The 20,520-nt window shown below is 73.8% G+C and carries 16 protein-coding genes and 1 tRNA gene; 2 read left to right on the top strand and 15 right to left on the bottom strand.

What is annotated here, in order from left to right:
• Positions 1 to 210: 210 nt before the first annotated feature.
• From ACSHWO_RS21290 to ACSHWO_RS21270, 5 genes are all read right to left on the bottom strand, one after another.
• Positions 211 to 852 carry an IclR family transcriptional regulator gene (locus tag ACSHWO_RS21290; protein ID WP_361084677.1) on the bottom strand — a complete coding sequence of 214 codons (642 nt, stop codon included), beginning with the start codon at positions 850 to 852 and terminating at the stop codon, positions 211 to 213.
• A 408-nt stretch (positions 853 to 1,260) separates the two neighbouring features.
• Entirely contained in the window at positions 1,261 to 3,048 is a 1,788-nt protein-coding gene (locus tag ACSHWO_RS21285; protein WP_361084680.1) for a DEAD/DEAH box helicase, read from the bottom strand.
• Between the two features lie 117 nt (positions 3,049 to 3,165).
• Positions 3,166 to 3,594 (bottom strand): type II toxin-antitoxin system death-on-curing family toxin, encoded by a 429-nt coding sequence (locus ACSHWO_RS21280; RefSeq protein ID WP_438313854.1) that lies wholly within the window; start codon positions 3,592 to 3,594, stop codon positions 3,166 to 3,168.
• Positions 3,591 to 3,791 carry a hypothetical protein gene (locus ACSHWO_RS21275; RefSeq protein ID WP_385849384.1) on the bottom strand — a complete coding sequence of 67 codons (201 nt, stop codon included), beginning with the start codon at positions 3,789 to 3,791 and terminating at the stop codon, positions 3,591 to 3,593. The genes ACSHWO_RS21280 and ACSHWO_RS21275 overlap by 4 nt, the downstream gene beginning before the upstream one ends.
• Positions 3,792 to 3,822: 31 nt before the next feature.
• Complete coding sequence (locus ACSHWO_RS21270; RefSeq protein ID WP_438313851.1) at positions 3,823 to 5,298, bottom strand: MFS transporter; 1,476 nt, start codon at positions 5,296 to 5,298, stop codon at positions 3,823 to 3,825.
• Between the two features lie 215 nt (positions 5,299 to 5,513).
• Here ACSHWO_RS21270 and ACSHWO_RS21265 point away from each other — a divergent pair.
• Positions 5,514 to 5,585: transfer RNA gene (locus tag ACSHWO_RS21265), tRNA-Cys, on the top strand.
• A gap of 58 nt (positions 5,586 to 5,643) precedes the next feature.
• On the opposite strand, the gene mycP is transcribed toward ACSHWO_RS21265, so the two are convergent.
• The 9 genes from mycP to ACSHWO_RS21220 form a co-directional block, all read right to left on the bottom strand.
• Positions 5,644 to 6,816, bottom strand: coding sequence for a type VII secretion-associated serine protease mycosin (gene mycP, locus ACSHWO_RS21260; RefSeq protein WP_438313848.1), 1,173 nt, complete (start codon positions 6,814 to 6,816; stop codon positions 5,644 to 5,646).
• A gap of 21 nt (positions 6,817 to 6,837) precedes the next feature.
• Positions 6,838 to 8,280, bottom strand: coding sequence for a hypothetical protein (locus ACSHWO_RS21255; RefSeq protein ID WP_438313845.1), 1,443 nt, complete (start codon positions 8,278 to 8,280; stop codon positions 6,838 to 6,840).
• Positions 8,280 to 8,783 (bottom strand): hypothetical protein, encoded by a 504-nt coding sequence (locus ACSHWO_RS21250; RefSeq protein ID WP_438313842.1) that lies wholly within the window; start codon positions 8,781 to 8,783, stop codon positions 8,280 to 8,282. The genes ACSHWO_RS21255 and ACSHWO_RS21250 overlap by 1 nt, the downstream gene beginning before the upstream one ends.
• Positions 8,784 to 8,965: 182 nt before the next feature.
• A complete protein-coding gene (locus ACSHWO_RS21245; protein WP_438313839.1) occupies positions 8,966 to 11,335 on the bottom strand; it encodes a xanthine dehydrogenase family protein molybdopterin-binding subunit in 2,370 nt (789 codons plus the stop codon).
• Positions 11,332 to 13,818, bottom strand: coding sequence for a 2Fe-2S iron-sulfur cluster-binding protein (locus tag ACSHWO_RS21240; RefSeq protein ID WP_438313836.1), 2,487 nt, complete (start codon positions 13,816 to 13,818; stop codon positions 11,332 to 11,334). The genes ACSHWO_RS21245 and ACSHWO_RS21240 overlap by 4 nt, the downstream gene beginning before the upstream one ends.
• A gap of 14 nt (positions 13,819 to 13,832) precedes the next feature.
• Entirely contained in the window at positions 13,833 to 14,717 is an 885-nt protein-coding gene (locus ACSHWO_RS21235) for an FAD binding domain-containing protein (RefSeq protein ID WP_385849376.1), read from the bottom strand.
• A gap of 504 nt (positions 14,718 to 15,221) precedes the next feature.
• Positions 15,222 to 16,919 carry a beta-N-acetylhexosaminidase gene (locus ACSHWO_RS21230; RefSeq protein WP_438313832.1) on the bottom strand — a complete coding sequence of 566 codons (1,698 nt, stop codon included), beginning with the start codon at positions 16,917 to 16,919 and terminating at the stop codon, positions 15,222 to 15,224.
• Between the two features lie 395 nt (positions 16,920 to 17,314).
• The gene (locus tag ACSHWO_RS21225) at positions 17,315 to 17,599 is read right to left on the bottom strand and encodes a DUF3039 domain-containing protein (RefSeq protein WP_179173989.1); all 285 of its coding nucleotides are present in this window, start codon (positions 17,597 to 17,599) and stop codon (positions 17,315 to 17,317) included.
• Positions 17,600 to 17,628: 29 nt separating this feature from the next.
• The gene (locus ACSHWO_RS21220; RefSeq protein ID WP_360639347.1) at positions 17,629 to 18,189 is read right to left on the bottom strand and encodes a YqgE/AlgH family protein; all 561 of its coding nucleotides are present in this window, start codon (positions 18,187 to 18,189) and stop codon (positions 17,629 to 17,631) included.
• Between the two features lie 350 nt (positions 18,190 to 18,539).
• Between ACSHWO_RS21220 and murA the strand changes: the two genes are divergently transcribed.
• Positions 18,540 to 19,886: a UDP-N-acetylglucosamine 1-carboxyvinyltransferase gene (gene murA, locus ACSHWO_RS21215; protein WP_360639350.1), complete on the top strand. Its 1,347-nt coding sequence runs from the start codon at positions 18,540 to 18,542 to the stop codon at positions 19,884 to 19,886.
• A 175-nt stretch (positions 19,887 to 20,061) separates the two neighbouring features.
• Here murA and ACSHWO_RS21210 read toward each other — a convergent pair whose 3' ends face one another.
• Entirely contained in the window at positions 20,062 to 20,343 is a 282-nt protein-coding gene (locus tag ACSHWO_RS21210; RefSeq protein ID WP_030875040.1) for an HU family DNA-binding protein, read from the bottom strand.
• Positions 20,344 to 20,520: the final 177 nt, after the last annotated feature.

Genomic DNA, 20,520 nt, shown 5'->3' with positions numbered 1-20,520 from the left:
CGGCCCGGGCACGGCCGCGCCCCGGCAGCCGGGACGCGGCCGCACGGGGCGCCGTAAGCGGTCGGCGCCGGGCGCCGTACGCGGTCGGCCCCAGGCCTCGTACGCGGTCGGCGCCGGGCGCCGTACGCGGTCGGCCCCAGGCCTCGTACGCGGTCGGCGCCGGGCGCCGTACGGCCGGTGGGTGGCGTCGTACGGGGCCTGCGGTGCGGGTCAGCGCAGGGCGTCGGCGACCTCGCGGGCCGCGTCCACCACCCGGGGCCCGATCCGCTCGGGCACGGCGTCGGACAGCATGACCACGCCGACGCTGCCCTCCAGCCCGCTGATCCCGACGAGCGGGGCGGCGGCGCCGCTGGCACCGGCTTCGAGCTCGCCGTGGGTCAGCGTGTACCCCGGCTCGATGAGGGTGCCCTGGCGGGCGGCCAGGATGGCCCGCCCGGCGGCCCCGCGGTCCAAGGGGTGGCGGAACCCGGCCCGGTAGGCCACGTGGTAGTCGGTCCAGGTGGGCTCGACGACGGCCACGGCCAGCGCCTCCGTACCGTCGACGAGGGTCAGGTGCGCGGTGGCCCCTATGTCCTCGGCGAGGGAACGCAGCGCCGGCAGGGCCGCCTCGCGCACCAGCGGGTGCACCTGCCGGCCCAGGCGCAGTACGCCGAGCCCGACACGGGCCCGGCCGCCGAGGTCGCGGCGGACCAGGGCGTGCTGCTCCAGGGTGGCCAACAGGCGGTAGACCACGGTGCGGTTGACGCCGAGACGGTTGGAGAGCTCGGTGACGGTCAGACCGTGGTCGGTGTCGGCGAGCAGCTTGAGGACTCTGAGACCTCGGTCGAGAGTCTGTGAGGTTTCCGCGGTCACGAAGCCTCTCCCTCGTGGTGAGCGGCGGTGACTCTCGGGGTGGAGCGGCGCCGGTCCCACGGCGACACGCACGGAGAGGCCGCCGGTTGCGGCCATGGCACCGGCTGCGCTCCCGCGGCGGCGCTGCCACGGGGCGTTCGATGCGGGGACAGTAGCGAGCAGGTCCGCTGAGCGGAAGTCCTCGTCCAGAATCCGGGCGCGGACGGGCCATTTATGCCGTTTCGGCAGCGCGGAACGCGCCGATCCGCGCTGCCGTGCGCCCCAGTACGCCTGTGCCAATCACACGAGCACCGGCGGAGGCGGCGGCTGACGCCCCCACCCACCGGAACCGCCAATTCCGCAGCAGGGCGGGCCCGTACGATGCTCCACACCGCGGGCCCGCCCGAAACGTTTCCTACGCCGGAGCCGTCACCGCATGCGGGTGGCCCACTCCTGGACCTTCTTGATCCGCTCGCGCAGCTGCCCGGCGGTGGCCTCCGCGCTCGGCGGCCCGCCGCACACCCGCCGCAGCTCGGTGTGGATCACCCCGTGCGGCTTGCCGCTCTGGTGGACGTACGCCCCCACCATCGTGTTGAGCGACCGGCGCAGCTCCAGCAGCTCCTTGTGGGAGACCACCGGCCGGCGCTCGGCCGGCAGCTCCAGCAGATCCGCCTCGGTGTCCGGCCTGCGGCGGCTGTGCGCGATCTGCCGCGACTGCCGCTTCTGCAGCAGCAGCTGCACCTGGTCCGGCTCCAGCAGGCCCGGGATGCCGAGGTAGTCCTGCTCCTCCTCGCTGCCCGGGTGCGCCTGCATGCCGAACTCGGCGCCGTCGTACAGCACCCGGTCGAAGACGGCGTCGGACTCCAGCGCCTCGAAGGACATCTGCTCGTCCTCGCCGGTGTCCTCGTCCTCCTGCCGGTTGGCCTCCTCCATCTCCTTCTCGGACTGGGCGTACGGGTCGTCGTCCTCGCCCGCCTTCTTCGGCCGGTCGAGGACGTGGTCGCGTTCGACCTCCATCTCGTTGGCGAAGCCGAGCAGGTACGGGATGGTCGGAAGGAACACGGACGCGGTCTCGCCGCGCCTGCGCGAACGCACGAAACGGCCGACGGCCTGCGCGAAGAACAGCGGGGTCGAGATGGTCGTCGCGTACACGCCCACCGCGAGGCGGGGGACGTCGACGCCCTCGGACACCATGCGGACCGCGACCATCCAGCGGTCGTCGTTCCCGCTGAAGGTGTCGATGTGCTTCGAGGCGCCGGCGTCGTCGGACAGCACGAGGGTCGCCTTCGTGCCCGTGATCTCCCGGATCAGCTTGGCGTACGCGCGCGCCGAGTCCTGGTCGGAGGCGATGACGAGCCCGCCCGCGTCCGGGATGCCCTTGCGGACCTCGGTCAGCCGCTGGTCGGCGGCGCGCAGCACGTTCGGCATCCAGTCGCCGCGCGGGTCGAGCGCGGTCCGCCACGCCTGGCTGATCGCGTCCTTGGTCATCGGCTCGCCGAGCTTGGCGGCGATCTCGTCGCCCGCCTTGGTGCGCCAGCGCATGTTGCCGCTGTAGGACAGGAAGATCACCGGCCGGACGACGCCGTCGCCGAGCGCGTTGCCGTAGCCGTAGGTGTAGTCCGCGGACGAGCGGCGGATCCCGTCGTTGCCCTCCTCGTAGGTGACGAAGGGGATCGGGTTGGTGTCGGAGCGGAACGGCGTACCGGTCAGGGCCAGGCGCCGCGTCGCCGGGTCGAAGGCCTCCAGGCAGGCGTCGCCCCAGGACCGGGAGTCGCCGGCGTGGTGGATCTCGTCGAGGATGACGAGGGTCTTGCGCTGCTCGCAGCGGTTGCGGTGCAGCATCGGGCGGACGCCGACACCGGCGTAGGTGACGGCGACCCCGTGGTACTCGCGGCTCAGCGGGCCCGCCGAGTACTCGGGGTCGAGCCGGATGCCTATCCGGGCGGCGGCCTCCGCCCACTGCTTCTTCAGGTGCTCGGTCGGCGCGACCACGGTCACCTGCTGCACCACGTGGTGGTGCAGCAGCCAGGAGGCGAGGGTCAGCGCGAAGGTGGTCTTGCCGGCGCCGGGGGTGGCGACGGCGAGGAAGTCACGCGGCTGGGTCTGGATGTACTTGTCCAGCGCGCCCTGCTGCCAGGCACGCAGCTTGCTGGCGGTACCCCACGGCGCACGGCCGGGGAAGGCGGGTGAGAGGTGGTGGGAGGCGGTAGTAGTCACGGTCTCCGGTTCGGGCTCTCGGCGGCGGTCGATCGAAGGACAACCGGGCCACCCTACCGGGGTCGGCCCGCCCCTCGCGGAGGGACAGGCCCCTGACCTCGGGCGGTGCGGCGAGCGTCACACCGGCCGCAACTCCCGCAGCCGGGAAGCGATCACCGGCACCTCGGCCTCGGCTCCGGACGCCACGTCGACGACCAGGTCGTACGCGGCGTCCTGGTCGGCGTCGGCGAGGTCGACGCCGTTGACGGCGAGGAAGGTCGCGGCCGCGAGCCAGGCGGTGCGCTTGTTCCCGTCGACCAGGGGGTGGTTCGTCGCGATGCCGTGGAGCAGCGCGGCGGCCTGCTCGTACGGGTCCGTGTACGCGGGCGTGCCGAACATGCGCGCTCGCGGCCGGTGCACGGCGGACTCCAGCAGGCCGGCGGCGCGCAGCTCCACGGGCTGGTCCTGGGCCAGGCAGGCGTGCCGGGCCAGGTCGAGCACCTCGGCGAGGGTGAGGTGCCGCACGACGGGGGCGCGGAGGGCGTCTCCACGGAGGGGGTCGCTCATGCGCCGAGCCGCTTCAGGAGCGGGGCGTGCCGCAGGGCCAGTCGGGCCGCCGTTTCGCCGACCCCGTCCCGTTCCCGGCGCAGGCGGTCCCGTACGGCCGCGGCGGCGTGCTCCTCGGGCGTGGAGCCGGTGGCGTCGGCGAGGTCGGAGAGCTCCGCGTACTCGGCGGCGGAGAGCCGGATGATCAGCTCGGTCATGCACGCAGCGTAGCGGCTGGGCGCCAGCGGCTCAGCTGCTTTCGGCGGCGGCCGGCCGCTCGTGCAGGCGGGTGGCGACCCAGGCGCCGACCAGGGCGACCGCGGCCATCGGCAGGAAGACGACCACGAAGGCGGCCGGGTGCGAGACGGCGGCGGCGTCCGGCCCGCCGGCGGTGTGGGCGGCGGCCCCGACCGTGCCTCCGCCGAGCGCGGCGAAGGCCGCCCCGCCGGCCGCGAGCAGCACCACGTTCGCGAGCGCGTCGGAGATCTGCAGCGCGGCCGAGTTGGCTCCCGCCTCCTCGGGTGCCGACAGCTTCAGCAGCAGCACGCTCGTCGAGCCGATCACCAGCCCCATGCCGAGGCAGCCGACGCCCCAGGCCAGGGCCAGCGTCCACACCGGCACCCACGGCACCAGCACCGCCGGCGCGGCCGCGATCGCGAACGCCACCAGCACCATCCCGCACACCATCAGCCGCTCCCGGTACGGCGCCACCCGGCCCGTGGACTGGATCCACGACCCGCCTGCCCACGTCAGCCCGCCCAGCGCCAGCGAGAACCCGGCCAGGGTGGGGCTCAGCCCCCGCTGCGTGACCAGCATCAGCGGCACGAAGCTCTCGGCCGCGATGAACGAGCCCGCCGCGACCCCGCGCAGCAGGACCACCGACGGCAGCCCGCGCCGCGCCCGGTACGTCCCGCGCGGCAGCAGCCCCAGCACGGCCGGCACCAGCAGGCCCGCCCCCACCGCCCCGGGAACCAGCGACCACCACCGCAGGTCCTGGGCGGCGTACTGGAGCAGCCCGGCCCCGAGGGAGATCCCGAGCGCCAGGCGGATCCGGCGCCGGTCGAACGCGACGGGCGGCGCATCCGGACCCACGGGCCCGGACGCGGTCCGCCGTATCGCGGGCAGCGCCACCGCGAGCGGGACGACGACCAGCACCGGGATCCCGAGGAACACCCAGCGCCAGCCGAGGTGCTCGGTCACCGTCCCGGCGGCCAGCGGCCCGACGATCGACGGGACCACCCAGCTCGCGGCGAAGGCCGCCATGATCGCGGGCCGCAGCTGCTCCTCGTAGGCCCGGCTCACGACCACGTACAGGGCGACGATGACGAGCCCGCCGCCGAAGCCCTGCACGGCCCGGCCCAGCACGAACACCCACATGGCCGTCGCGGTCCCGGCCAGGACCAGCCCGGCGGCGAACGCCCCGATCCCCACGGTCAGCGCCCGCAGCGGCCCCTGCCGGTCGCACCACTGCCCGGACAGCACCATCCCGAGGAGGCTGGTGGTGAAGTAGGCGGAGAACGCGAAGGCGTAGACCCCGATCCCGTCGAGCTCGCGCGCGGCGACGGGCATGGCGGTGCCGACGGCGGTGGCCTCGAAGGCGATCAGGAAGATGCAGGAGACCATCCCGATGCTGAGCGTCCGGTACGCGGACCCGAGGATCCCGCCCTGGGGGCGGGGTGGGGCGGGGGTACTGGTCTGCGTGACACGGGGTTCAAGGGCACTCATCGCTTCAGCGTAAGCGGCACCCCCCGCTTTCGCTCCTGTCCGTAAGGCGGATTCCTCCCTCATCCCCAAGCCCTAGGCCGGGGGTCTGCTGGGGCCGCCGGGGGGCCGGCGGGGGGGCGGACTGTGAACACGACATGGCGATCCCGTTGCACACCCCGGCAATCCCTTCCCGGGGTGTGCACGGCGCCCGTACGGTCTTACCAGAAGCCGAACAAGGCCGTGTGCCCGAGTGGTTGAGGGACTCGACTGCAAATCGAGTAACGCCGGTTCGATTCCGGTCACGGCTTCTCCCGAAGACCGTCCAGGCCAGGCGCACCCGGACGGCCTTCGGCACGCCTTGGTGCGTCAGCTACGCCGACGCCGCATGAGGACCGCCGTCACGGCACCGCCGACGAGCACGCAGGCCCCCAGCCCGAGCGCGATCCAGGTGACGCTACTGCCGCCGCCCTCCTCGGCCACGACCTGGGGCTCAGGCGCCCCCGACTGCGGCTTCTTGTCGCTGCTACCAGCGGACGGGGCGGGCGAGTTCTTCGCATCCGCGGCGGCAAGGTCCGGGAGCGGATACACGTCCGCGGGCCCGGGGTCGCCGGGCGTAGGCAGAGCGATCTTCGGGCGGACAATGCCGTAGCCCAGGTAGTCGTTGCGCTCCTTGCCGTCATCGCCCTTGCCAGCGGTGTTCAGCAGGACACGGAGCACCTGATTGTTGGTCCACTCGGGATGAGCGGACCAGAGCAGGGCCGCCGAGGCGGAGGTCAGAGCAGTGGCGTCACTGGTGCCGTGATTCTTGCAAAGTCCGGTCTTGCCGGCGCACGCCGTCAGGATGTCTATGCCGGGGGCCGACATGTCGACCTGCGGACCGTGCTGCGACTCCTTGGTCGCGACGCCGTCCGGCCCCACAGCGCCGACACCCACCACACCAGGGGTCGCCGCGGGATACAGGACCTTGTTCGTCGTATTACCGTCGTTGCCCGCGCCGGCAAAAATCAACTTCCCCTTGGACAGGGCGTACTTCACTGCCTCAAGTCGCCTAGGATCATCCTGTTCTGCAACCATGGAGATATTGATGATCTTGGCTTCAGAGTCGGCCGCGAACCGGATCGCCTCAGTCCAGATCGGGCTCGTTTTATTGAACTCGTGCGGCACACGAATCGGCAGAATCTTGGCACCCGGAGCAAGACCGAATGCCCCATCGCCGCTCGGATGCTTCCCAGAGGCAGCGATCAGCGCAGCCATGGTGGTGCCGTGCTTATCGTAGTCTGAGCGCTCGTCCCCTGAGTATTCCGTCGCAAAATCCTTACCTGGAAGGACTTGGCCCTCAAGCTCAGGGATGCGGTCGACGCCACTGTCGATGACGGCAACGGTGACACCCTTGCCCGTGCTGATTTTCCAAATGTCGTCGGCCTTCATGGCGTCGAGATGCCATTGCCTGGACCGGATGGTCTCCGCATGAGCCGGGGTCGCGGCGACCCCGGCCAGCAGGAGGCCCACCAGGGCCGCAGTCGCCTTGCGCATGTGCATCCCGTACAACATCCGTTCTGCTCAGTCGATCACCGGCGGGACAACACGGCCGTTAGTCCGCCAGGTCTCCTCGTCCTCGGACAGGTAGTCCGGGCGCTCGCTGGCCTGCTGGTCACGCCGGTTACCCGGAGCGTGCGCACCCGCACCAGGGTGACCCACCGCGCCGCGAGCCGAACCAGCCCCGGCCTCGTTGCGGACAAGACCCGCACCGCCCTGCGTGAACGGCTGTCCTCCGGTCTGGGTTCGGCCGATCATGCCAGGCTGGCGCCCACCGACAACACCGCCCGGCTCCATGGCCAGTCGGCGCCCCATCAGGGAACCGCCCGGTGTACCGACGTGAGGGCCGCCCACGCCGGGGGGCACGCCGCCGGCGCGGCCACCGCCCATCGGGCCTTCCGTACCGATGACCGTTCCGCGCGGGATACCCGGGGTGGGGCCACCCGCGGATACCTGACGGCCGCCGATGATGCCGGTGTCACGCGGCAGCAGCGGAGGAAGTCCCCCGAGCTTGCCACCAGAAGTCGGCGGAGAGGGGATGGACGGAACCTTGCCGATGGGGCCGCCGCCACCAGGCAGATTCGGCCCCCCGCCATGGGGCGGGAGTCCGACCGGCGGCATGGGCACGACCGGGTTAGGCCCGTTGGGACCGGGAGCTGGGAGATTGGGCAGGCTGGTGACCGGCGGGACAGTCTTGTCCGGCAGGACTGCGACATGGTCGAGGTCCACGTCCACATCCTTGTCCGGCAGAGGCACCGGCGCGGGCCCGTTCGTCGGCGGCAGGCTGACATCCGGTCGACTCGAGCCTCCGCCGAAGTCGCCGGACGGGCCGCTGCCACGCGGCGACGACGGCGTGAACGCAGCGCCAGCCGAACCTGAGGCAGCCCCGTATCCACCTCCAGAGCGGTCGGCATCCTGACCTCCGTCCACGCCCTTGGGCTGGAAATTAGGCGGCGGCGGCGGGAACGTCGGGATCTCGGTGTTGCCGATTTGTGTCGACGACTGCTCGTACGCCCCGGCCAGCTTCGTCAGCTGGTCGACGGCCTTCTTGTGGTCGCTGTTCAGCTTGAAGCTGGCCAGTTGGCCGATCTTTGCCGCATCCGGGTCGTTGTGGAAGTCCTTCGAGGCCTGGAGGTCATCCGCCGCCGACTTGTCGTAGGCCGGCATGTTGACCTTGACCTCGTGCATGATCTGGGCGGCCTCGCCCATCCACTTGCCGCCCGCGGCGCTGAGGTCGCCCAGGCGCAGCGTGGCGCTGCCCGCCTGGCTCGCCCAGTCCTCGAAGGCAGTGGCGGCCTCGCCCTCCCAGCCCTTGACCTTGGTGTTCTTGAGGGCGAGGCCGATCTCCTTGATCGTGCTGGCTGCCGCGGTCAGCAGCGTGGCACGGGCCTCCACCGTCTTCGGGTCGATGGAGGCGACCATTGCGAGCAGCTGCTGGTGGGTGAAACCCTCGAAGTTCGTCGCCATCAGATGTTGCCCTTCGGCTTCTTCGCCTCGCCCGCCGCGGCGTGCTCAGCGTCCTCGCGCTGCTTCACCAGAGGATCTCGCTCCGGAACGTACTCGTCCTTCGCCTGGACGACGATGGAGTGCATACGGCGCTTCGTCTCCTCGTCGACGCCCGCGAAGCCCTTGCCGGACGTGAGGATTGCGATGCCCAGGCCCTCGATCTGGGCGGCCAGGCCCTTGGAGAGGTTCTCCAGCTGCGTCTGGACCGTGCCGTACGTCTTGAAGAGGGCCTCCGCCTCGGCGAAGCCCTGGCCGAGGCTGCCCTCGGGGAGGGTGCCGTCAGCCAGCTTCTTGTCGTACGCCTCCGAGCCCTTCAGCTTCGTCAGAAGCTCGTCGACCTTCTTCTTGTAGCCGGTCAGCGTCTCGAAGTCGACTTCAAAGGCCTTGGCCTGGGCTCGGATCGCGGCCGCCGCTTCGTTGGCCGCACCGCCCCCGAGCAGCCATTCCAGGTTGTTCTCCGCCACGGCGGCCTCCCCGACTCCCCGTTTTCCCCGTTGCGGGGAGCGGCGTTGCCGCCGCGCCCCGTTTCCCCGTTTCCCGTTCGCTTGCGTTCACACGCATGCAAGAACAGTCCTACTCGATCACTCTAGCGAGCGGCAACGACAGTCCCAACCTCCGGGTTGCACGTGCAATGCGAGTCACACGGCTACGAGTTGGGTGCCGCCACCGCCGCCGAAGGCCTGATCGGGAGGCGGTTCACGGGGCGGCCCGTGGCGGCCCTGACCGCCGATGCCACGGCTGCCGGGGCCGTCACCACGGGGATCGCGCTCGCCGCCTTCGCGCCGAACGGGGCCACCACGTCGCGCTCCTCGACCAGCTTGACGATCCGGACCGCCGGGGCGTCCAGCGACGTCGGCAGGGCGTACCCCGTCAGGTCGGGGTGGCGGACCAGGCCCGCCGCCGTGCGGAGGTTCTCCGTCAGGGCCGCGCCCACGCCCTGCGTGACGCCCGCCTCGATACGGGCCGCGAGCTGGGCCGGGTTGAGGATGCGGCCGACGTCCTGGGCCACCGCGAGCTCGACCACGCGCACCGTGCCGAGCTCGATGTCGACGTCCACCACCGCGCGGATCGCGCAGAACGCCAGGCCGACGAACGCGTCGCCCTGGCCGTCGGCGTTCAGGGGCTCGGTCGGGTGGGGGCGGCACTGGGCGGTGGCCCACAGCTCCTTGCCCATCATCGCCTCGACGACCGGCATCGAGAACGCGCCGTCGTAGGACGTGATGCGGCCGTCCTGGATCTGGAGGAGTTCCGTGGACATGCCCAACTTGTGGGCCATCGGCTGGAGGAGCTGCGTGCGGACCATCTTCGCGGCGCGCTCCACCGCACCGCCCGACACCCACGTGTGCCGGCCGTGCGCCGACGGACCCGCCGGCGGCTGGTCCGTGTCGACGGGGGCGGTGACGACCTCGTCGACGCCCAGGACCTCCTGGACGATCTGGCGGGCGAGGGTGGCGAAGCCCTGGCCGGTGTCGACAGCAGCGCAGATCACCGTCGCCACGCCGTTGACGACCTTGACCGTGGCCGTGGAGACCTCGTCGGTGCCCTCCGCGCCGAGCATGTGAACCATGCCGACGCCGTACCCGACGCCGCGCCGCACCGCGCCCGGCTCGCCCGCGCCGTCCGGGCCGCCCGGCAGCAGCCACTCGTCCTCCGGGGCGTCCTTCGGGAGGGAGGGCAGCTCGAAGTCGCGGACCGCGCGCAGGAGTTCCGCGACCGGGGCCGGGCAGGTCACCGTCTGGCCGGTGGGCAGCAGGTCGCCGGTGGCGAGGACGTTGCGCATGCGCAGTTCCGCGCCGTCGATGCCGAGGGCCGCGGCCAGCTTGTCCATCTGGCCCTCGTACGCGGCGCAGACCTGCATGGCGCCCTCGCCGCGCACGTGCCCCGACGGGGGGTTGTTCGTCCGGACCGCCCAGCCCTCCACGAAGGCGTGCGGGACCACGTACGGGCCGCAGGCGAACGCGACCGCCGCCGCCAGCGACTCGGAGGAGGCGTCCGCGTACGCGCCCGCGTCCATCAGGATCTGCGCCTCGACCTTGACGAGGCGGCCCTCCGCGTCGGCGTGGTGCCGGTAGCGCAGCAGCGTGGGGTGGCGGTGGGTGTGGCCGAGGAAGGACTCCTCGCGGGTGGCGGCCAGCTTGACCGGGCATCCCGTGCGCAGGGCGAGCAGGCCGAGGGGGAGCTGGAAGGCCGCGTCCTCCCGGTCGGCCGTCGCGCCGGGCACGCCGGTGACGACGACGCGGACGCGGTCCGGTTCGAGGCCGAAGCAGGCGGCGGCCAGGTCGCGGTCGAGGTGCGGGTCGGTGGAGGCGGTGTAGATCTCGACGCCGCCGTCGGGCCGGGGGACGGCGAGTCCGGCCTCGGCGCCGATGGGCGCCGGGTCCTGCCGGCCGATCCGGTAGAGGCCCTCGACGACGACCTCGCCGGTGGCCTCCGGGTCGCCGTAGCGGAGCGGGATGTGCCGGATCAGGTTGCCGTCGGGGTGCAGGGGCGGGGCGCCGAAGGACTGCTCGGGGTCGGTGACCGCGTCGAGGAGCTCGTACTCGACGGTGATGGCGGCGGCCGCGAGGCGCGCCGTGTCGGGGTGGTCGGCGGCGACGGCGGCGATGGGCTCGCCGTGGTGCCGGACGACCTCGTGCGCGAACACGGGCCGGTCGGCGATCCGCCGGCCGTGCGTGGTCGCGCCGGGCACGTCGGCGTGGGTGACGACGGCGCGGACGCCGGGCATCTCGCGGGCGGCGGAGGTGTCGACGGACAGGATCCGGGCGTGCGCGTGCGGGGACCGCAGCACGGCGGCCCACAGCAGCCCCTCGGCCCACAGGTCGGCGGCGTACGGGAAGGTGCCCTCGGCCTTGGCGTGCGCGTCGGCGGCGGGCACGGAGACCCCGACCCCGCGCAGGACCGTCTGTTCCGCCGACTCGTCGGGGCCGCCGGCCGAGCCCGCGGCGCCGGCCGCAACGCTCGTGGTGACCGTGACGGTCGTCGTCGCCGTCGCCGTGGCCGCGTCCTGCCCGCTCACGCCATGCCTCCGTTGTGGTGGATCCCGCCCTCGCCCGGCTGTGCCTGGTGCGGGATGCGCGGGGGCTCGCCCGCGCCGCCCGCCGCCTCGGCCGTCGCAGCCGCCGCGGTGGCTGCCGCTTCGGCGTCCGCGCGCTCGGCGACGACCTCGCGGACCGCCTCCATGACGCCCTTGTAGCCGGAGCAGCGGCACAGGTTCCCGCACAGTGCCTGGCGGGTCTCCAGCTCGCTGGGGGCGTGGTTGCCCTCCAACAGGTCGTGGATGGTCATGGCCATGCCCGGCACGCAGAACCCGCACTGCACCGCACCCGACCTGCACAACGCCTGCTGCACGTCGGAGAGTTCCCCGTCGCTCGCCAGCCCCTCGACGGTACGGACCTCACTGCCCGCGGCCGTCGCGGCCGGGACCAGGCAGGACGCCACGAGCCGCCCGTCGACCTGCACCGCGCAGGCCCCGCACTCGCCCTGGGAGCAGCCGTCCTTGGCGCCGGCCAGGCCGAGGCGCTCGCGCAGCACGTACAGCAGCGACTCGCCGATCCACGCACCGGTGACCGGCCGGTCGGCGCCGTTGACCCGCAGCACGTACGAAGCCAGCGGGTGCTCGTGGTGGGCGACGGCCGCGGCGGTCGCCTGCTCTTCCCCGTACGAGGGCCCCGCCAGCGGGATCCCTTCCCCGATGCTCGCGTCCGGCGGTGGCACGGCACCGTCCGCGGAGTCCGCCCCCGGCGCCACCCCGCCCGCGGCTCCGCCCGGCGTCGCGACGGCGGCTTCGGCGAAGCCGTGCCCGTCCGGCCCGGCCGGCTCCGCCGCGGCGGCGTGGCCCGCTCCGGTGAAGCCGTGCTCGACGGCCGGCCCGGCCGTCGCCCGACCGGTCTCCCAGCCGGACTCCCGGCCCGGCTCGTGCCCGGGCTCGTGGCCGGTCTCCGCCGCAACCCCGTGGTCCGGCAGCCGACCCGGCTCCGGGCGGGGCTGCGGCTCCGACTGCGGCTCGGGCTGCGACTGCACCTGCGGTTCCGGACCGGCGCCGTGGCCGGATGCCGGGAAGCCGTGCCCGCCGGGCTCCGCCCCCTCGGCCGGCCCCGCGGGACCGCCGGCGAGGGCGTACTCCACCGGCGCGCCGGCCGGCTGCGCCTCGAACGGCTGCGCTTCGGCGAGGGGCCCGGCGACGGCCCCGGCCGGAGCCTCGGCAGCCGCCTCGTGGTGGACCGCGTGCTCACGCTCGGCACCCGCATGCGGCCCGGCGGCCTCGGCGGGCGCGCCGCCGCCCGACACGTCGGCGTGCTGCGGCTGCTCGTGCTGCCCGGGGCCGTGCGCGTCCCCGAGGACGAGGCCGCGCCCGAGCGTGTGCGGGTGCCCCTGCTCGGACTCGTACGGGCCGTGGCCGTACTGGCCCTGCTCGTACTGCCCGTGCCCGTGCTCCTGCTGCCCGTGCCCTTGCTCGTGCTGGCCGTGCTCCTGCTGCCCGTGCCCGCGCTGGCCGTGTTCGTGATCCTGCTGGCCGTGTTGCTGGCCGTGCCCATGCTGCTCGTGCACGCGCGCGTAGGCGTCCGCGGGCCCGTGCAGGTCCGCCGACCCGTGCGGGCCGGCTGCCGCGGCGTGCGCGGCCTCGACGTCGTACGCGGCGGGGTGCGCCGGCTCGCCCTCGGGGAGGGGGGTGCCCACGCCCGGGCCGCCCAGCACCCGGGGGGCGCGGCCGGGGGCGCCGACGCCGGGGCCGCCGAGGAGCCGCTGGCCGGTGCCGGAGGTGCCCGCCCCGCCCGCCTGCGCGTCGGGCAGTACGCCCGAGCTGAGCGGGGCGTCCGCGGGCGCGCTCTCGAAGCCGGGGTGCGTCGCCCACGGGGCGGCGGCGCCGCCCGGCAGGGTCGCCGGGGCCTGGCTCCAGTCGGCGTCGAGGGCGCCGGACCGGAACTCGCCGGTCTGCTCGTTGAGGTCCGGCAGGGTCCACTGGCCGGTGGTCACCGGCTCTTCCGCCCGCAGCGCGTCGGGGAAGTGCCACTCCGCGGTCTCGCCGGAGTCCTCGCCGTCCGCGGGACCGGCCGGCTCCTGCCCCGGCACGGCGTCGGCGAACTCCGCCGCGACTGCCGCGGGGATCGGGATCGACGCCGGGATCGGCCCACCGACCGGAGCCGCAGAAGCCCCGCCGGCCACCGCAGCCCCTGCACCCGCACCCGCCGCGCCCGCGTGGCCACCCGCGTCGCCCGCGTGGCCGCCCGCGTCCGGCCACTGAGCCGGGAGCGTCCAGGTCCCGGTGGCCGAGGGGTCCGTACCGGGGGAGCCCAGCGGAACGATCATCGGCGGCGGGACGTACCCGTGCCCGGGCGCCGCCAGCGGCTCACCCGTGCCGAGCGCGTTCAGCATGTCCGGCGGCAGGCTCACGAAGGCCGTCGCGTCCGCGGCGTCGGTGAACTCGCCGCCCTGCGGCACCGGCTCCCAACCCCAGGCCGGAGCGGCCCGGCCGCCCGTGTCCCCCGTCGTTCCGCTCACGTTCTCGTTCCCACTCATGAGGTCAGCGCCCTCCCCAGGGCCCTGCGCGCCAGCACGGCCACCGTCCGCCGCAGATGCAGTACACCGGGAGCAACCGGTTCCCCCTGGTCGGGGACGCAGGCGGCCGCGACGTAGTCGCCGAAGGCCTCCAGCGCCTCGGGGGCCAGGCTCCGCTCCCCGTCCCAGTCGATCAGCGAGGCCACCCACTGCTCGGCCTCCAGCGGCCGCAGCGGCATCGGGGCGACCGCGCCGATCGCACACCGCACACCACGGCGCGCGGGGTCCAGTACGAGCCCCACGGACGCCACGGCCCGGCCCGGGCCGGTCCGCCCGGTGGCCTTGAGGAACACCTGCGGGGCGTGCAGCAGCGGCACCCGTACGAAGCCGATCAGCTCGCCGGGCCGCAGCATCTCGCGGCCGGCCAGCAGGTACGAGACCGGGATCTCGCGCTGCCCGATCGGGCCGACGATGACGAGGGTGGCTTCGAGCGCGGCCAGCACGGGCAGTGTGTCGCCCGTCGGCGCGGCGCTGGCGATGTTGCCGCCGAGGGTGCCGGCGTTGCGGATCTGCGGCGGCCCGGCGGCGCGCGCGGCGGCGGCCAGCGCCGGCATCAGCGCGGCGAAGTCGGGGCGGCCCATGCGGGCGTGGGTGAGACCCGCGCCGAGCAGGGCGTGGCCGTCCTCCTCGTACTGCCAGCCGCGGATCTCGTTGATCCGGCCCAGGCTGACCAGGCCGGCCGGCCGCAGCAGCCCGGCGTTCACGGCCGCCATGAGGTCGGTGCCGCCGGCCACGGGCACGGCGGCGGGCATGGCGGCGAGTGCCGCCACGGCCTCGTCGAGCGAGGCCGGCAGCATCACGGACTGCGCCGCCTGCGGTGTGTGCGGTGCGTGCGTGGTCAACCCAGCTGCCCCTTCCCGATGTCCCGGTAACAGCGCTCACGCCTGTCCGCCGTACGGTACGTGCTCACCGCCGGGACGTGGCAACTCTGGCACATCTTCCCGACGGCCCGGCGCGAGGGTCCGCCGGGCGCCCCTTCGAGCTTCCGACCGTCCGGTTTCCCCCGTATCGGACGAATCATCCGCATCAGGCGAATCGACCGGAATCCAGCACTGCCCGGCGATTCGCCGCGGTGCGCAACGCTTCACACCGGTGTGCAGCGAATGCGCCTGATCGGGCAAGAGTTGCCGACGGCCCTCAAGCACGTAGGACGCCCCGGATTCCCCAGGAGTTCCGATCAGCACCGGAGAATTCCGAACGGCTCCGCGGGCACCCCGGGGCCGCCCGGGGGAATCCGCCCCGTACGGCCCCGTACGGCCCCGCGCACGCCCCGCGGCCGCGGGGGGCGCGCGGTGGGCGGCGGACCGCCCGTGCGCCCCGCCCGGCGCCCCGCCCGGCGCCCCGGGTCACACGTTCGGCGGCGCCCCTTCGAGCGGACGTCCGAGCACCCCGGGCCGCCGCTGCCAGGGCAACGGCCCGCCGGGCGGCCGGTACTCGACGCCGAGCACGTCAAGGCGGCGCCGGTGCGCGGCCATCCGGGCCTCGAAGCCGGCGTGGTCCCGTTCGGCCGGTGCGGGCAGCGTCGACCACACCACCTCGGCGAAGGCCGCGAGCCGCGGGAACACCTGGTAGTCGATGCGGCCCTGGTCCTCCGTCACCTCGGTCCACACGTTGGCCTGCGCACCGAGGACCCGTCGCGCGGCCGCCCCGGACAGCTCCGGCGGCACCGGCTCGAACCGGTACACGTCCTGCGAGGTGCGCACGTATCCGATCGGCACCGGCTCCTCGGGGCCCGCCGCCTGACGGTGGTCCAGGTACACGTGCTGCTCGGGGCACATCACGACGTCGTGTCCGGCCTCGGCGGCGGCGATCCCGCCGGCGTAGCCGCGCCAGGAGGAGACCGCCGCTCCGGGGGCGAGCCCGCCCTCCAGGATCTCGTCCCAGCCGATCAGCCGCCGCCCGCGCCGCGCCAGCCAGCCGTCGAAGTGCCGGACGAACCAGGACTGCAGCCCGTCCTCGCCGTCCACGCCCAGCTCGCGGATCCGCTGCCGGGCCGCGGGCGAGGCCCGCCACTGCGCCTTCGGGCACTCGTCGCCGCCCACGTGCACGAACGGCGAGACCTCCGGCGGGAACAGCTCCAGCACCTCCTCGAACACGCCCTCGTAGAAGCGCAGCACGGCCTCGGTCGGTGCGAGGACGTTCTCGCTGATCCCCCAGTCGTCCCACACGCCCAGCGCGGCGGTGTCGACGACGTCGGTGTTCCCCAGTTCGGGGTAGGCGGCGATGGCGGCCTGCGAGTGCCCCGGCACGTCGATCTCCGGGACCACCCGCACATGCCGTTCGGCGGCGTACGCGACGATCTCGCGGATGTCGTCCTGGGTGTAGAAGCCGCCGTGCGGGGTGTCGTTCCACAGCGGTGAGGCGCGGTGGCCGCGGCGGCTGCGCGGGCGCCAGGCGCCGACCTCGGTGAGGCGGGGGTGGCGTTTGATCTCGACGCGCCAGCCCTGGTCGTCCGTCAGGTGCAGGTGCAGCACGTTGAGCTTGTGGGCGGCCAGCAGGTCGAGCCAGCGCAGGACGCCGCCCTTCGGCGTGAAGTGCCGGGCCACGTCGAGCAGCATGCCGCGCCATCCGAAGCGGGGGCCGTCCTCGACGGTCCCGCGGGGCAGGCTCCACACCCGCGGGACGGCGCCGCCGAGCGGCGCGGCCCGCCGGTACGCGTCGGGGCCCAGCAGCTGGCGCAGGGTCTGGGCGGCCCAGAACACACCCGCCGGGGAGGCCCCGGCGAGGTCCGCGCCGACGTCGCCGACGGTGAGCACGTACCCCTCGGGCCCGAGGCGGTCGGCGAGCCCCTCGTCGAGGCGCAGCCGGATCCCGCCCGCGGCCCCGCCGCCGCAGCCACCGCTGCCGCCGGAGTCCTCCGCCCCGCCGCCGTCCGCTCCGGCGGGCGGCAGGTCCCAGCCGGTGGCGGCGCCCAGTTCGCGGCGCAGCCAGCGGGCGGTGCCCTCGGTGCCGGGTCCGGCGTCCAGCGCGGGCCGGGGCCCGAACACGTAGGGGGGCGCGTCCCCGGGCAGGTCGGCGGTGCGGGGTGCGGGGATCAGGTCCATGCGTCGGCCCTTCGCGGCAGCGCGGCGTGGCACCCTGCGCGGCACACGGGGCGCGGGGCGCTCGTGACGCCGCCGACCCTAAGCGGTCCCGGGGAAGTGCGGTGCGCTTCCGCGCATTCCGGTGAGGCGCGTTTCCGCCGGCGTCCGGTGCTCCGCGTTTCCGCCGCGTCCGGCGCTCTGCGTTTCCGCCGCGTCCGGCGCGGCGAGGTGCCGGGCCGGGCCGGGCGGCGCGGGAGCGCGCCCCGCTTCCCCGGGACCGGCCGGGACGCGCGAGGGCCCCCGGGGTACGCGTTCGTACGCACCCCGGGGGCCCCGGGTTCCGCGGAGCCGGCCCGGGCTGTCCGCCCCGCCCCCGGGGCGGTGGGCAGCCGCCGGTCGTCGGCGAAGGCCTGCGGCTACTTGTCCTTGCCGCCCTTGTCCTTGTCCCCGCCGGAGCCCATGGAGTCGTAGATCTCCTTGCACATGGGGCAGACCGGGTACTTCTTCGGGTCCCGGCCCGGCACCCAGACCTTGCCGCAGAGCGCCACGACGGGGGTCCCGTCGAGGGCGCTCGCCATGATCTTGTCCTTCTGGACGTAGTGGGCGAAGCGCTCGTGGTCGCCGTCACCGTGGGACACCTGCGGCGTCGGCTCGACGAGGGTCCCCGTACCAGTCCCGCGCTCGGGCTCAAGAGTGCTCATGCAAGCCAGGGTACCGATCCGCGGGCGGGTCAGTTCAGCGACGGGTCGTCGGGATACGTGGCGACCATGGCGAGCTCGCTGCGCTGCCGGCGCAGCACCGCCCGCCACAGCCGGGCCGGGTCGGGGAAGGAGATGTCACCCGGCTCGGACTCCACGACGTACCAGGCGCCCTCGCCGAGCTCGTCCTCCAGCTGGCCGGGGCCCCACCCGGAGTAGCCGGCGAAGATCCGCAGGGATCCGAGGGCGGAGGCCAGCAGCTCCGGCGGCGCCTCCAGGTCGACCAGGCCGATCGCCCCGTGCACCCGGCGCCACCCGAGCGGGCCCTCGTCGCCCGGGATGACGGCCACCCCGAGGGCCGAGTCCAGGCCGACCGGGCCGCCCTGGAAGACGACGCCGGGGTCACCGGCCAGGGCCGCCCAGGGCAGCAGGATGTCGCCGACCACCACGGGGGTGGGCCGGTTCAGGACCACGCCGAGCGAGCCCTGCTCGTCGTGGTCGAGCAGGAGGACCACCGCGCGGTCGAAGTTCGGATCCGCGAGGGCGGGGGTGGCCACGAGCAGCCGCCCTGTGAGGGAGGACACCTCGGTCATGCCGACATGATCTCGCACATTCGCCCTTGAGGGGGAGCCGGAGCCGCAATCCGGCGCCCGGCAGCCCCGGGCGCACGGCAGCAGGCGGGAGCGCGCGCAGGGCTCCGGTCCCGGTCGGACCGCGCGCCGGGGCCCGAGCGGGTCCGGCGAGGGCCCGCGGCGGGCTCGGGAGCCGGCGGAATGCAACGCTCCGCCCACGGGTGGGCACGGAGGGTGTTGTGGCCGCTTCATGACGCTTTTCCGGTCGCGTCGGCCTTACGAACAGGGGGTCACTGCCCCTTACCCTTTTCCCTGGTCCCTGCCCACCTCCCCCGGCCCCGCCGGGCGGACCCGTTCGGAACGCGAGATTCATGACCGGCACAGACTGTGACGACGTACTGCTTGTCCATGGCGGTACCCCGCTCGAGGGTGAGATCCGTGTCCGCGGTGCGAAGAACCTCGTGCCCAAGGCCATGGTCGCCGCTCTGCTCGGCAGCGAACCCAGCCGGCTCCGCAACGTGCCCGACATCCGCGACGTCCGGGTCGTCCGCGGCCTGCTGCAGCTCCACGGGGTGACCGTTCGCCCCGGCGAGGAGCCGGGCGAGCTGGTGCTCGACCCGACGCACGTCGAGAGCGCGAACGTCGCCGACATCGACGCCCACGCGGGTTCGTCCCGCATCCCGATCCTCTTCTGCGGCCCGCTGCTGCACCGCCTCGGCCACGCCTTCATCCCGGGCCTGGGCGGCTGCGACATCGGCGGCCGGCCGATCGACTTCCACTTCGACGTGCTGCGCCAGTTCGGCGCCACCATCGAGAAGCGCGAGGACGGTCAGTACCTGGAGGCCCCGCAGCGGCTGCGCGGCTGCAAGATCCGCCTGCCGTACCCCTCGGTCGGCTCGACCGAACAGGTGCTGCTGACGGCCGTCCTGGCCGAGGGCGTCACCGAGCTGACGAACGCGGCGGTCGAGCCCGAGATCGAGGACCTCATCTGCGTCCTGCAGAAGATGGGCGCGATCATCTCCGTGGACACCGACCGGACCATCCGGATCACCGGTGTCGACCGCCTCGGCGGCTACAACCACAAGGCGCTCCCGGACCGTCTGGAGGCCGCCTCGTGGGCCTCCGCGGCCCTGGCGACCGGCGGCAACATCTACGTGCGCGGCGCCCAGCAGCGCTCGATGATGACCTTCCTGAACACGTACCGGAAGGTCGGCGGCGCCTTCGAGATCGACGACGAGGGCATCCGCTTCTGGCACCCGGGCGGCCCGCTCAACGCGATCGCCCTGGAGACGGACGTGCACCCCGGCTTCCAGACCGACTGGCAGCAGCCGCTGGTGGTGGCCCTGACCCAGGCCACCGGCCTGTCGATCGTCCACGAGACGGTCTACGAGTCCCGCCTCGGGTTCACCTCCGCCCTCAACCAGATGGGCGCGCACATCCAGCTGTACCGCGAGTGCCTGGGCGGCTCCGCCTGCCGCTTCGGCCAGCGCAACTTCCTGCACTCGGCGGTCGTCTCCGGCCCCACCAAGCTGCAGGGCGCCGACCTGGTCATCCCCGACCTGCGCGGCGGCTTCTCGTACCTGATCGCGGCGCTGGCGGCCGAGGGCACCTCGCGGGTCCACGGCATCGACCTGATCAACCGCGGCTACGAGAACTTCATGGAGAAGCTCGTGGAGCTGGGGGCCAAGGTCGAGCTCCCCGGCGGCGACCTCGTCTGAGCCGGACTCTCCCACCGGGCCCGTGCGGCCCCTGGGGCCCCTGAGGGGCCCTCAGGGGCCCCGTACGGGCCGCGGACAGACCGAAGGGCGGCCACCCACCGGGTGGCCGCCCTTCGGCGTCCTGCCTACCACTGCCGTCCCGGGGGCCTGTGCGGCCCCGGCACAAGGGCGGGACTTACTTGCCCTTGGCGGCTTCCTTGAGCTTGGAGCCCGCGGAGACCTTCACGCTGTAGCCGGCCGGGATCTGGATCGGGTCGCCGGTCTGCGGGTTGCGCGCGGTGCGAGCGGCACGGTGGGTGCGCTCGAAGGTCAGGAAGCCGGGGATGGTGACCTTCTCGTCGCCCTTGGCGACGACCTCGCCGATGGTCTCGGCGAGCGCGGCCAGAACGGCGTCGGCGTCCTTGCGGGTCACCTCGGCGCGCTCGGACAGAGCGGCCACCAGCTCACTGCGGTTCATGTTGTACTCCCGTGTTCAACTTGCCTTGGGGGCGTGAGATCGAAGCCGATGCTGCCAGGGCCCTCGGACAGTGCCCGGACCCGGGTCTGAAGCGTCAGACCCTCGCGCCCGGTTACGCATCCTGCCCCCACCAGCGGCGGGAAAGCCAATCCGGCACCCGCCAGGGTCACACGAAAA

Source organism: Streptomyces pallidus (ex Mingjun et al. 2026) (genome assembly GCF_051550185.1).
GTDB lineage: Bacteria > Actinomycetota > Actinomycetes > Streptomycetales > Streptomycetaceae > Streptomyces.
The sequence above is the reverse complement of the archived record's forward strand: the minus strand, read 5'-3'. Positions and strand labels throughout refer to the sequence as shown.